At 35.7% G+C, this 13,733-nt stretch carries 9 protein-coding genes; 2 read left to right on the top strand and 7 right to left on the bottom strand.

All coding sequences use genetic code 11. The annotated features are described in order from the left end of the window. Positions 1-39: 39 nt before the first annotated feature. The 5 genes from MHI40_RS04420 to MHI40_RS04400 form a co-directional block, all read right to left on the bottom strand. Entirely contained in the window at positions 40-1,155 is a 1,116-nt protein-coding gene (locus tag MHI40_RS04420; protein ID WP_093537252.1) for a DegT/DnrJ/EryC1/StrS family aminotransferase, read from the bottom strand. Between the two features lie 71 nt (positions 1,156-1,226). Beyond that, positions 1,227-2,291, bottom strand: a complete 1,065-nt coding sequence (locus MHI40_RS04415; RefSeq protein ID WP_093537251.1) for a glycosyltransferase family 4 protein — start codon at positions 2,289-2,291, stop codon at positions 1,227-1,229. A 460-nt stretch (positions 2,292-2,751) separates the two neighbouring features. Then, positions 2,752-3,156: a hypothetical protein gene (locus MHI40_RS04410; protein ID WP_093537250.1), complete on the bottom strand. Its 405-nt coding sequence runs from the start codon at positions 3,154-3,156 to the stop codon at positions 2,752-2,754. Positions 3,157-3,245: 89 nt separating this feature from the next. Further along, positions 3,246-5,747 carry a phosphodiester glycosidase family protein gene (locus MHI40_RS04405; protein ID WP_340761686.1) on the bottom strand — a complete coding sequence of 834 codons (2,502 nt, stop codon included), beginning with the start codon at positions 5,745-5,747 and terminating at the stop codon, positions 3,246-3,248. A gap of 39 nt (positions 5,748-5,786) precedes the next feature. Further along, positions 5,787-8,096, bottom strand: coding sequence for a hypothetical protein (locus MHI40_RS04400; RefSeq protein WP_340761685.1), 2,310 nt, complete (start codon positions 8,094-8,096; stop codon positions 5,787-5,789). 163 nt (positions 8,097-8,259) lie between these two features. On the opposite strand from MHI40_RS04400, the gene secA reads away from it, so the two are divergent. Together secA and MHI40_RS04390 are read left to right on the top strand one after the other, a co-directional pair. Further along, complete coding sequence (secA, locus tag MHI40_RS04395; RefSeq protein ID WP_340761684.1) at positions 8,260-10,629, top strand: preprotein translocase subunit SecA; 2,370 nt, start codon at positions 8,260-8,262, stop codon at positions 10,627-10,629. 164 nt (positions 10,630-10,793) lie between these two features. Further along, positions 10,794-11,714 (top strand): LCP family glycopolymer transferase, encoded by a 921-nt coding sequence (locus MHI40_RS04390; protein ID WP_340761683.1) that lies wholly within the window; start codon positions 10,794-10,796, stop codon positions 11,712-11,714. A 194-nt stretch (positions 11,715-11,908) separates the two neighbouring features. On the opposite strand, the gene MHI40_RS04385 is transcribed toward MHI40_RS04390, so the two are convergent. Together MHI40_RS04385 and MHI40_RS04380 are read right to left on the bottom strand one after the other, a co-directional pair. Continuing rightward, a complete protein-coding gene (locus MHI40_RS04385) occupies positions 11,909-13,087 on the bottom strand; it encodes an aminotransferase class I/II-fold pyridoxal phosphate-dependent enzyme (RefSeq protein ID WP_340761682.1) in 1,179 nt (392 codons plus the stop codon). A 146-nt stretch (positions 13,088-13,233) separates the two neighbouring features. Next, positions 13,234-13,662 (bottom strand): VOC family protein, encoded by a 429-nt coding sequence (locus tag MHI40_RS04380; protein ID WP_340761681.1) that lies wholly within the window; start codon positions 13,660-13,662, stop codon positions 13,234-13,236. Between the last annotated feature and the right edge of the window lie 71 nt (positions 13,663-13,733).

The raw sequence follows: 13,733 nt of genomic DNA, 5'->3' as shown, positions 1-13,733 counted from the left end.
AAACGTAAATAACGTCTCCCTCTACTATTTATCCATTCATTATTTACTAGCAAAAAACTCGGCAATTTTCTCTACCACGTATTGTTGTTGTTCTTCTTTTAACTCTGGGAACATTGGTAAAGAAAGTGCTTCGTTTGCAGCTTTTTCAGATTTAGGGAAATCACCTTGTTTATAACCTAAACCTTCAAAAACAGGTTGAACATGCAATGGTAGTGGGTAATAAATCATTGTAGCAACGCCATTTTCTTTTAAGAAAGCTTGTAATTCATCACGACGCTCCGTCAAAATAGTGTACTGATGGAATACATGATGGAATCCTTCTACAACTACTGGTGTTTTTACATGATCTGCAACTTTTTCGTTTAACAGATTTGTATAAAAATCAGCATGTGTTCTACGTTGTGCACTCCATGTATCTAAATGAGGGAATTTAACATTTAATACAGCTGCTTGTAACTCATCTAAACGGCTATTATAACCAAGTACATGGTGGTAATATTTTGGCTTGCTACCATGCACACGAATTACACGGCTTTTTTCTGCAATATCATCATTATTAGTAACGACCATACCACCATCGCCGTAGGCACCAAGGTTTTTAGTAGGGAAGAAGCTATATGTAGCTGCATCTCCTAATTCACCAACTGTAAACTCCCCTTGTTTAGCACCAATTGCTTGTGCTGCATCTTCCACAACAAAAAGATTATGTTTATCTGCAATTTTACGAATGCTTACCATGTCAGCCATTTGTCCATATAAATGTACTGGAATAATAGCTTTTGTTTTATCAGTAATATGTTTTTCAATCTCATTAGGGTCTAAATTAAATGATACTGGATCAATATCTGCATATACAGGTGTTGCACCAGTTCTTGCAATTGCTCCACCAGTTGCAAAGAATGTGAACGGAGTTGTAATAACTTCATCTCCAGGTCCAACTCCAGCTGCTTGTAAAGCTATATGAATTGCATCACTACCATTCCCACAGCCAATACCATGAGCAACATGACTATATTCTGCAATATCTGCTTCTAGTTTTTTAACATTACTACCAAGTATAAATTGAGAGCTACTCATAACTCCGTCTAATGCTTCCAAAACTTCACTTTTTAATGTTGCATATTGTTCTGATAAATCTAACATTGGTACTTTCATTGTCTCAACACCAACCTATTCCATAAATTAAAATCTAATATAAATTTAAATAAATATGTGAAAAGCACAAATTAATTGCGCTTATACCCAACAACTTTTTGGAATACAGAAATAATCGGCCTGTATTCATCACTGACTAGTCCAATCTTTTCAGCAATAATTTCAAACGCAACTAATATAAACAACAAGATAAATATTGCCCATCGTAAAGTTAGTGTTTCAAATGTAATTGCTGTAATACTGAATATTAAACCAAAACCATATATTACTAATACAGTGTCACGATGCTTCAACCCTAATGCTAATAATCGGTGATGCAAATGCGACTTATCTGCAACAGAAATAGGTTTCCTGTTGACGACCCTTCTAATTATCGCAAAGGACGTATCAAAAATTGGAACACCTAAAATCATAATTGGAACAACAAAGCTAAACAAAGTGACGCTTTTGTATAAACCAAGTAATGACAGTATCGATATTGCATATCCGAGGAACATCGAACCAGTATCACCCATGAAAATCTTCGCAGGGTAGAAGTTATGGAACAAGAATCCAAGCGTACTTCCCAATAATATTAAGGAAAGTGTCAAAATCAACATTTTATCTCCTGTGAAAGCCAGGAACGCAATACTCGCAAATACAATGGAGGAAATCCCAGCCGACAACCCGTCCAAGCCATCAATTAAATTGATAGCATTGGTAATAGCTAATATCCAAAACAATGTAACTACATACGAGAAGATACCAAGTTCGAAAACACCAATGAATGGGATATTTAAAACATCAATCGTTAATCCACTACCCATTACTGCACAAGCCGCTAATATCTGACCTAATAGTTTAATCTTTGCTGAAATCTCGTATTTATCATCTATTATTCCCAAAACAATTATGATCAATGCACCGACCATAATACCAGTAATTTTCGCCTCATATAATCCAGCAACAAAATAACCAGCAATCACCGCTATAAAAATAGCAAGTCCTCCTAATCGAGGCATTACGTTTTGATGTACTTTTCTTTCAGAGGGCTTATCAACCGCTCCTATTTTGTGTGCTAGTTTAATAACAAGCGGAGTAACCGCTATTGCTGTCGCCATAGATATGATAAAAGCAAGAAGTAATTTAATATCCAAATATATCATCCTTGTTTTATTATTTTCAAAAATTTAAATGCAACTCCCATTTAGACGTATATGCTATATGAAAGTTTCTTCAATTACTGATTATACTATAAAAATACGGTTATAACCAAATTTAGTATAAAGAAAGAAAAGACAGATTTTTCTTAAACAATCCAGTCAGGTTCGTAATAAAGCACTAAATTTTAGAATCCACTTGCACTGATCGCAAATTTATATAACTACTTGAAATATCTACTATCAGATTCAATTCTATATGTTAACTGTATTACAAGATAAATAAAATGGTAAATTATGCATATAATAATCACAATCTCCATTATCGGAAAGGGGTGCTTGTAAAACCATTTGATAGGCTCCGCTATTTCTTTTATCTATAAAAACACACAAAGGAGCGCGACAGCAGTCGCACTCCTTTGTGAAAAACATAGTTATTAAGAACTCCAACTATTCTTTAAGAGAACTCTGGCCAGTTTACTTGAAACTGATCTCCCTCAATCTTTTCGAGAGTTCTATACTTGAATGGTACTAGCTCATCCAACTTATATTCTTCCAATGCCTTTTCAAGTGGTAGCAATTGAAAACTTTCCTCTTCTTCTAGAATCAAATATGCTCCCTCCACTTTTCCTGCTTCTTTCGTATTAATACGAATAAAAGCTGGGAAGAACAAATCATTATTAGATTGTATAATAGAAGAAACAAGTATTACATTTTTACCATCCTCGACAACGCTATCTTGTTCAATTTTATCAAATACTTTTAAAGCCCAAGCTTGTCGCTTATAATAACCAATAATCTTTTCCGCTCCAGCTTCCACTGAGGCGTTTGATTTTTTCGTTTCTCTCTCTTCCGAACTCATGTACTTCCCTCCACTATTAGCAAAAATCCATACGAATTACGTTATCATACATTAATATAGTTCGCAACTACTATTACTATTCTCTTACGTTAGTCTTTATAAATAGATTGAATATCATCAATTATAATAGAACCATTTGTTTTGTTGTTATTCTCTGTTTCCATATAACGAACAGGTAGAGCCATTTTCAGTGGATACGATAACCCCGCTGGTACTTCTACTGAAACAAACTGCCAATTAGACCAGTTTACATTTTTACTAAAGTCTAATTGAACTGTTTTACCAGAGGCATCGGTAATTTGAGAACGCAACCAATGTCCCTTACTATCTCCCTTAACCCACATACCAATTTTCTTAGCAGGAGTAGTGATCGTTAGACTAGTTTTTGCATCCACATACGCACCCGATGTTCCAGTGGTACCTGTAAAGTCATAAACTAGTTTAAGCGCTTTGGACCCATCTCTATCACTTGTAACTGATTCAACTGAAACAGAATTTACACGATCACCTGAAGCCTCATAGTTAGAAATACCTTTATTGAATGATTCTAGAATAGTTGGAGCTACTTCTCCTATAACAACAGGAACTGTCGTAGTCTTAGATCCATATTTTACAGTAATCGTCCCAATACCATCTTTGTTTGGAGCTGTAAATTTACCATTTTTTATCGTTCCAATAGTAGTTGACCAAGTAAATGCAGCTTGATCTGTAATTACTGCTTGGCCATTATTCATTCCACTTGCAGTAACTTGAATAGCTTGTCCTTTGTTTGCATGCAACGTACTTTCGTTCGTTTTAATGCTATCTAACGTATTAGTAACTTTAATTTGAATATTGGTAGTTTTGCCGTCATATGTTACAACGCCAGCATAGGTTCCTGGACCTGCTGTAACTATTTGTTTTCCATTCGTACTTTTTAGAACAGAAGAAGTTACTGTGCCATTCCCGGATACTGCTACAGGATTCATGTATTGATCAATACCTTTAACAGGCACGGAAAGATTAGTATAAGTTGCACCTTGGAAAAGTTCTAAAACATCCGAAGCTGGTGCAATTGTTGCTAGTGCACTTGTCTTATACTTGCTGATAAATAATAGTGTGTTAGATACAGAACGTTCTCCACCATCTGATGGTTTGTTCGCAACAGTCACCTTATCTGCTCCTAGTTCTCTAGCTACTAGAGTAGAAGAACCACCGCCATCGAATGTCATCGCATATTGAGCGCCTAAATCTTTCATAAGTTTAGCAGTATTTTGTAGTGTCAAACCTTTACTTGCAGTACTACGACCATCTACTACTGCTGTAAAAATACTTCCGTCTTTTTTAATACCAACTGCCGTACGTGGCGCAACCCCTGCAACTTTGATCGTTTGTAGTGCTCCATTTTTCACTAAATGATAACGTCCACTAATAGATTCACGAACATCATTCCATTCAGTAGGCGTGAAGTTAGTTACAATTTCTATTTGATCTCCTATTTGAACAGTTTCTAAGAACTTACTTGCAAAATGGTGTCCTGAAAGAATAATTTCTCCACTGTTCAACTTTGCATTTCCAACACTAGAGATATTTTCAGTTACGGTACCTACTAATTTTTCAGAACCATTTAACTTGCCAGATTCCACTTTCACTCTGACTTCGGTTCCTAGGTTATTTGTCCCTGTAGTTCCCGAGAAGTCTTTCGTATATATTACTAGGTGATTTGCAGCTCTACTTCTATTAACCGAATTAATAGCATAAGATTGTCCACCATTAACTGTAACATTCATCGCTACTGTCGGGGCACCAATAATAGCTTTTCCATTTGCTTTGATGCCTAATACAGCTAGATCACTTAATGCCGTTTGAGGTGTAGATACGATAGATCCATCCATCATCATTAAGTCAATAGGTTGACCATATTTATCGAAATAATCTCCATTTACTCCCCCCACCACATGATAGGAATCATTTTCAACCACACTATTTGCCTGTGAGGAAGTAGTTTCAAAGCCTTTTATCTGATCTTTTGCTAACTCAGTCTTTAACTCAATATTTGATGTTTTGCCATCGTATTCAAGCATGAATAGTTTTTGTAAACCATTTGTTGAATCGATATCAAAGTACTTTTTGCGTACACCAGGAGCTATTTGTGTAATAGATTGGTTAGAAACCTTACCTATTGTTAAAGAAGGTTTTTTCTCTACAGGAAATAAATTAGAAGTTGTATTTCCTGGTGCTGGCGCCGTCCCTTGTGCATTTGCTAATTCTTTTAACTTTGCTTTAGATGGTGTTTTATATTCTACATAGCCAGCCATTTTCGTAATGTACATGCCGCCACCTAAACCATACTGTCCACCGTACATATTGTCATAACGGTAAACTCTGTATTGTTCTCCAGGTTTTAATATTCTTTCAAATACTAATCCATCTGAAGTGCGCTTCCATAAGTTTATAGGTTTAACAACTTTAATCTTCCCAGCTTGGCCAGGAACCATTAAAATCCCATCCCAATACACTTTAGTAGTTTGTGCTTCTACCTGATTCGTTTGAAATAATCCGCCCATGGCTACTGCAAAAATAATAAAAAGATATAGCAATTTTTGTTTCATTTAAGTTACATTCTCCTTCGCTTCGTTGAACTTTTATCGCTATTCGTTTTCCTTCACTTTACGATTTTGTTCGATTGTATATTTCCACAAATTACTGCCATCGTAGTAATATAAATTACCGTTCAAATCTTTTTCTAGGCCGTAAACGCCTTTATCTTTTAACCACTCAACTTTTAATGTATCTTTTGTCACTTTGAATAATTTACCTTCAACGCTTCCGTATATAAATCCATCAACGTTCTCAAGGATTTGAGCATTACGGAATCTACCTGAAATTAATGGTAATAATTCAACTGTTTTAACATCTGTCCACTCATCTGTGTAGACGAATAGCTTTCCGTCCGCCATACCCCAAACTTTATTATCCTTATCTACTATTAAACTAGTAACCATACTCGCACTAAATGGTAGATGAATATACTTCTTGTCTTCCGGTGTACTTCTATTAAAGTAAAATAGTCTTGCTCCCCTAGGATTTACTTGTTGGTTTGCATGAATAGACGTTCCGCCAAATACTTGTGTTCCTCTACTAACAAGCGAAACAATACTTTGGTTATAAATATAATTCTCGTAAATTTCCATTTTTTCTGTTGCTGTATCGTAGAATGCTAAAGCTCCGCCTCCAACACTTGTATCTGGCAAGGTTCCAAAAATGATTTCTTTACCATTGTTATATGGTGCTACAGCAGTCGTACGTTCTTGACCATATTGGTTCATACGAATAACTTCTTTTGGATTTCCAGTAGACCATTCTTTTTCACGATCATAAACTAGTAATCTTGCTAGCGGGTAAGCGCCGATATATAGCTTGTTATTAATATCAAACATAGATTCAATTTGGCTAATGTTACGGTATAATTCTTTATTTCCTGTTTGTACATCATAAACACCAAGTCCACCAGACATATATCCGTTAGCAAAAATTTTCTTGCCATCTGAACTTGAAGCAAGTGTATATAACTCTACTGGCTGTTCTGGTAAGTCAAATTGATGGTAAGTCATTTCACCTGTTTGAGGATTATATTCAAAATGTTGCCCTAAATTATCCACCATCCCAGAAAGAACAAATTCTTTTGGTTCTTCTTCGATAGGTTGTTCTTCTATTACTAATCCTTCTTTATTAGGAATTCCTTTATCGATTGGATTTACTATGACTGGTAGAGCACTTCCAATTGGAATTTCTTTTCCAAACGCGTCTAAAGCTCCTTTTAAAATCGTATCCTTAGAATTATCTTGAATCTCTTGTTCCGATGTAGGAGTTTCTTTAATGATAAAGTCTAAGCTAATAGCTTCTGTTCCTTTTGGTAAATAGACACCTAGCTCTGTATGTTCTTTCTTTTCTAAATTATATTTAATAAGCTGTTGCGCTTTTGTATAATACAATGCATCCTCATTCGGAGATAGTACTGAAACTGTTTTAGAATTCAATTCAAACTCATCAACAACTTTTAATGTTTTACGATCAAAGATTACTGCTAGATTCGAAGGATGTAATCTTGCAATAATATAGTCTTCCGTTAGAACTAAATCCTGTGCATATTTTTCAGACATATATTTAGAAGGTAAAAATGAAGTGAAATTTTTTGTTTTAGGTTTTTTCACCAATAAATCCATTGGAGATCCAATTGAAACATAAATTTCATCTTTCTCTTCATCTGCTACAATTGCTTTCACAAATTCTCTTCTTTTCCGAATTTGACCAAATTCTTCAATTCTTTTTGTTTCTGTATCAAAAGCAACTAAACTTCCTCCATATGCAGAACCTGCATATACTTTGTTACCAGAAACGATTAAATCTTGTATAGATGTATCGCTTTTATTCGAAAAAATAGCACCATGCTTTTCAAATTCCTCTGAGTTAGGATCATAGCTGTACAACGTACTAGAAACAGAACCACCAACCCATAACTTACCGTTTTCATCTACATCAAGACCCCACGCACTTTTTGAATCTTCCAGCGTAAACGTATGTAGAATTTCTTTTGTAGCATAACTAACAACTACTAAAGCTGCTGGAGAACCATGCATGATGTAATAGATGAAGTACTCTCCCTTTTCATTTGCTGCAATTTTCGAAGAAACTGCTGATGATTTGAATATCAACGAACCAAGATTTTCATAACCTTCTAAAATAACCTCTTCTTCCGGCTCAGCTTCAACCGCATCCTCTAGCCATTCTTCGGAGTCACCTTCTACTTCAATAATTTCTTCCACTGAATTTCCAACTTTTTCTACTTCTACTACGTTCTCTATTTTTACTTCCGTGGCTTTTAATTCTTCTGCATAAACGGTTGAACTTATTGGAGCAACTAGCATAATACATACCATAGATTTGTAAATTTTTCTCATTTCATAACCCCTTTCCCTCTTATTCTAACATTAACATCTATTGGTAACATTTAAAACTTATTGTTGTAATATAATTGAAATATAAGCACTTTATCTTACAAATGCTCCATTATATAATTCATGATATAATGGAATTTGGAATTTAAAAGTAGGGAGAATGAATATGTTACATTCTATTAAAAAGATGATATCTGGTGAAATGATTGAATTAAAACAACTGAATAAAATTGTATCTAAAATAAATGCCTTAGAAGAGTCATTTTCTCTTAAGACAGATGCGGAATTAAAAGCTTATACACAAGTTTTCCGAGATCAACTAAATAATGGAATCTCTCCAGAGGAATTGATCATTGAGGCTTTCGCCGTCGTTCGGGAAGCATCTAAACGAGTTCTGGGGTTAAGACATTATGATTCTCAGTTGATGGGTGGTGCTGTACTAACGCAGTCACAAATCGCTCAAATGCAAACGGGTGAAGGTAAGACATTAGTAGCAACACTTCCTGCTTATGTGATGGGTGCACACGGGAAAGGAACTCATATCATTACAGCCAATGAATATTTGGCCACTCGTGATTATCAACAAATGAAACCACTGTTTGAGTTCTTAGGATTGACAATTGGCTTAAATATTTCTGGAATAGAAGCAGACGAAAAAAAAGCAGCTTACAATTGTGATATTACCTATGGGACTGGGACAGAATTTGGGTTCGATTACTTACGAGACCATATGGTGCAAGAAGCAGATCAGCTAGTTCAGCGTCCTCTTTTTTACGCTTTAATCGATGAAGTGGATAGTATTTTAATAGACGAAGCTAGAACACCTTTGATAATAGCTGGGAAGTCTAATGCAAGTTTGAACTTATTCCCAATTATGCATATGGTAATTGATTCATTTAAAGATAAAGTAGAATATGATTATTATCCTGAAACAAAACAAATCGTATTATTAGACGATGGAGCAGACCGATTAGAAGAGGCATTTGGAATTGACAATGTTTATGATAGTGAGCATCGGGAATTTATGCATATCGCAATGCAGACGCTTCGGGCTAAAGTAGTAATGCGTAAAGACGTAGATTATATTGTAAAAGAAGATAAGATTATGATTGTAGACCCTTACACTGGTCGTGTAATGGAAGGGCGCACATTTAGTGATGGACTACATCAAGCTATTGAAGCAAAAGAAAAGGTTTCATTGAAGGAAGAAAATAACACCCAAGCTTCGGTTATGATCCAACATTACTTCCGATTGTACAAACACGTTTCTGGTATGACGGGAAGTGCAGTTCCATCTAAAGATGAATTTTGGGAGACGTATAATTTACGTGTTACAGAAATTCCAACGAACAAACCAAATCAACGTATAGATTTAGAAACACTTGTTTATGTGACAATAGAAGATAAAATCAAAAAAATTATTGAAGAAACGAAAAATTACCATAGTATTGGTCGTCCAGTATTAATAGGAACTACTTCTATCCAACAATCTGAAAAGCTTTCTGCTGCTCTAAAAGAATTAAATATAAAACATTCTATATTAAATGCTAAAACCGAAGAAGACGAAGCGGAGATTATTTCTAACGCAGGGCAGCTACACAAAATTATGCTTGCCACTAACATGGCTGGTCGTGGTACCGACATTATTCTTGGTAAAGACGTACACGAACTAGGTGGACTTCATATTATTGGTACCGAGCTACATAGTAGTGCTCGTATAGATATGCAACTCCGTGGCCGTGGAGGTCGTCAAGGAGATCCTGGTAGTACACAATTTATTATTTCTTTAGAAGATGAACTGTTCTATTATTATGACGAAGAAGAGTTGGAGAAATATAGAAAGAAAGTCAAAACAGATCAAACTGGTTTAATAATTGCTCCGAATCCATCTAAATTTGTTTATAATGTACAAAAGGTTATTGAAGGTACACATTTCTCTAGTCGCTCTCATTTATTGAAACTTGATGATATTAATAATGATCAGCAATCAGTTATGTATAATTATCGGGAGAAAGCGCTACATGTCAATAATATGCAGTCGCTCATCATTGATGCGATGCACGAAAGAAAAGAACATCTTATCCAAGAACTCTTGGACATTAACTTAGATAATGTAGACAGCGTCGCTATGTGGAATGAAATTATTGATGAAATTAGAATTTTATCCACACTAAATTCCGATACCGAAAATTTAATGGACTCTACCGATAAAGACAGTAAAGAGCAATTAGAAGTAGCATTAAATAAGGTGTATAGCCAAGCAATGGATGTTGCCAGTACGGTTTCCCTAGAAGAAGATATTTGGGCAAATATACAATCCATATACTTAGAAGCATTAGACAGATCGTGGATCACGCATTTAGATAATCTTCATCATTTAAGAGAAGGTATCAATATACGTGGATATGGACAAGAAGATCCTTATAGATTGTATGCTTTTGATGCACTTCATACTTTCGACGAAATGTTACAGGCGTTCTTCCGTGATATTATTCGACACTTCCTACAATTAAGCGCTACAAAAATAGAAGAATAAATTTTATATCTCTTAAGGGGATTGTGGTTACTGCCACAATCCTCTTTTTTGACGTTTAATTAAACAATAAACTATACATACTATTATCAGTTCTCATTAATATTCTGGGACTTACACTCATATATTTACAAAAGGCTTGTAGTTATAAGAAATGAGGACCATGAATGTCGAAGAAAAAAATTTGGATTACAATTATTAGTTGCTTGCTTTTAGCTGGTATTGTGTATGCTACAAGTATTTATCAAAATGTATCCACTACACTCGAGACGATCCATGAACCAAAGATTCGCAAAGTTTCTGAGCTTAGAGAAACGAAAGTAGAACTCGTAGAAAAAGAACCAATCTCCATTTTACTACTAGGTGTGGATGAACGAGATGGGGATATCGGACGGTCCGACACTATTATTGTCATCACCACTAACCCGTCTCTAGCTTCCGTTAAAGTATTAAGCATCCCAAGAGACACATATACGGAAATTATCGGATTAGATAAAATGGACAAATTAAATCATGCCTATGCCTTCGGTGGAATAGATATGGCCCTTCGTTCTGTTGAAAACCTTCTAGATATTCCAATTGACTATGTTGTACAAGTTAATATGGAAAGCTTTTTAAAAATTGTCGATAGTGTTGGTGGTGTTACGGTTGAGAACCCTTCTGCTTTCACAGAAAACGGTTATCAGTTTGCTGCGGGTCCCATACATCTAGACGGCGATAGTGCACTTAGTTATGTTCGCATGCGAAAGAATGATCCACTGGGTGACTTTGGAAGACAGGAACGCCAAAAACAAGTTCTCCTGGGTATATTGAAGGAAGGTGCTTCTTTCAATAGCTTACTTAACTATAAGGAACTATTGGCCTCATTATCGGACAACATCCGTACAAACATGACATTCGGTCAAATGATGGATATTCAAAAAGGTTATAAGACTTCACTAACAAATGTAGAATCTATTACGCTAACGAATGGAAGTGGGCAGCGAATGGACGGCATTTGGTATTATGTGCCCAACGATGAAGAGATGAGCGATGTAACGTGGACCTTGAAGGAGCATTTGGAACTCCTTAACAATCAGAGGGAATAATGGCTTGAAGATGTTTACACGCGGTTGATGGTTGAATATTCGTGGCCGCACTCCAGATACTCTCGTTCGGGAGTTGTTACTCTTGTTAAACCTGTGGTTACTCTCGGTACGGGAGATTCTTCTATTCTAAAGTAGGTTAAATTGCAAAAGGCTATTCCAAATTGATGGAATAGCCTTTGTTTTGTTATCTAAACTTAAATGCTAGAGGAATTGAGATGACTTAATGTAAGAAGGAATTCTTCTAGTCTATTCATTCCTTTTTCTAGTACAGCCATATTGTACGCATAGGAAATACGTATGAAACCTTCTCCATATGCTGTAAACGCGCTTCCAGGAACGACAGCCACACCGCCCTCCTGTAATAGCTTCGTAGCAAACTCAAAGGAATTCATTCCATACTTTCTTATATCAGGGAAAATATAAAAAGCGCCATTTGGCTTTTCCACCGTCAGTCCCATATCTGTTAATCGACTAAATACAAAGTCACGTCTTTTCACATATTGCAAGTTCATCTCACTTGGAGTGTCTTTGGCATTTGTGAGTGCTTCCATTGCTGCATATTGGGCAGGTAGTGAGGCACAAATTGTATTGAAGGCATGCACTTTTACTACATGCTCCAACACATTTGCTGGGCCCATCAGGAAGCCGATTCGCCAACCCGTCATCGAATGCGACTTGGAAACACCATGAATATAAAATAATTTTTCGCGTATTTCCTTATAGCTTGCAAAGGAATGATGCTTTCCTGAGAAAGTGTTCTCGCTATATATTTCATCTGTTAGTACGAATAAATTCTTTTCTTTTATCACATCAACTAATTCATTCATCGTCTCTTTTGTAAGAACAACCCCAGTTGGATTAGAGGGATTATTGAAAAACACGGCTTTTGTTCGCTCATTGATCAAGTTTGCAAGTCTTTCTGCAGACGGTTGGAAATTAGTGTCCGTCGTATCTAAATACACTACTTTCGCTCCACAAAGTTCAATCACAGGTACATACCCTGAATAAGTAGGAGCTGGTAGAATAACCTCGTCTCCTTCTACTAAAATTGTTCGAAAGACTGCATCGATTGCTTCACTAGCACCATTTGTTATTATAATTTCACTTTGAAGATCATATGAAAAACCATATTTGTCAAAGAAAAAAGAGTTCACTGCATTTCTTAACTCTAGCAGCCCTGCATTATGCGAATACCCGGTTAAATTTTGTTCAATTGCCCGGATACCTGCTTCTTTTACTGATGTAGGTGTCGGAAAATCTGGCTGACCAATCGTTAGATTAACGGCATCCGGGTAAAGAACTAATTGATTGGAGAATTGTCGTGTTCCAGGAATTTTCAATGCTTGTGCTCGAGGATTTATCTGTATATTCATCGGTTGATCTCTTCTTTCTATTAATTTTCTAGTAGGTATATATGCTAGTATACTTTAAACAGCATCGATTTATTATTACATTCTGAATTATTTAGTAATAAAAAAAGTCATGCAATGTATACTTAAACATTGCATGACTTCCTATTTTATTGTGGCAGTTGATCTGGTTCGTGGCTAAATTGCCATTCAATACCGAACTTATCTCTTAAGGAACCGTAACATTTACTCCAAAATGTTTCTTGAAGATCCATGCTCACTTTACCGCCTTCTTTAAGAGCATTAAATGCGGATTTAACCATATCTTCTTCATTACTTACAAAAGCTAAACTGATATTATTTCCTTCCGTAAACGGTGATCCTGGAAACGTATCAGAGAACATTATATTGCTTCCATTAATATTTAAGCGAGTGTGGAGAACTAAGTCTTTTGCTTCTGCAGGCAATACAAAATCCGGGCTTTGCGGTGATTCACCGAAAGTCATAATCTCTGGTTTTTCTGTCTTAAATACTTCTGCATAAAATTCTGCAGCTTCTCGACAATTCCCGTTAAAAGTAAGATATATATTAATAGCCATTTTAGAACACTCCTCTTCTCAAATAATGTAATTATTCAAACAATAAATATCAACTTTATTGTAGCACTCAG

The organism is Psychrobacillus sp. FSL H8-0510 (genome assembly GCF_038008345.1).
In the GTDB taxonomy this organism is placed as follows: Bacteria; Bacillota; Bacilli; order Bacillales_A; family Planococcaceae; genus Psychrobacillus; species Psychrobacillus psychrotolerans.
This window is presented reverse-complemented; position numbering and strand designations above follow the sequence as displayed.

Bases quoted from the DNA above. Each gene is read 5' to 3' on its own strand.
- MHI40_RS04400 (WP_340761685.1), bottom strand. From the start codon at position 8,096: ATGAGAAAAATTTACAAATCTATGGTATGTATTATGCTAGTTGCTCCA.
- MHI40_RS04385 (WP_340761682.1), bottom strand. From the start codon at position 13,087: ATGAATATACAGATAAATCCTCGAGCACAAGCATTGAAAATTCCTGGA.
- MHI40_RS04410 (WP_093537250.1), bottom strand. From the start codon at position 3,156: ATGAGTTCGGAAGAGAGAGAAACGAAAAAATCAAACGCCTCAGTGGAA.
- MHI40_RS04405 (WP_340761686.1), bottom strand. From the start codon at position 5,747: ATGAAACAAAAATTGCTATATCTTTTTATTATTTTTGCAGTAGCCATG.
- MHI40_RS04420 (WP_093537252.1), bottom strand. From the start codon at position 1,155: ATGAAAGTACCAATGTTAGATTTATCAGAACAATATGCAACATTAAAA.
- MHI40_RS04380 (WP_340761681.1), bottom strand. From the start codon at position 13,662: ATGGCTATTAATATATATCTTACTTTTAACGGGAATTGTCGAGAAGCT.
- secA (WP_340761684.1), top strand. From the start codon at position 8,260: ATGTTACATTCTATTAAAAAGATGATATCTGGTGAAATGATTGAATTA.
- MHI40_RS04390 (WP_340761683.1), top strand. From the start codon at position 10,794: ATGTCGAAGAAAAAAATTTGGATTACAATTATTAGTTGCTTGCTTTTA.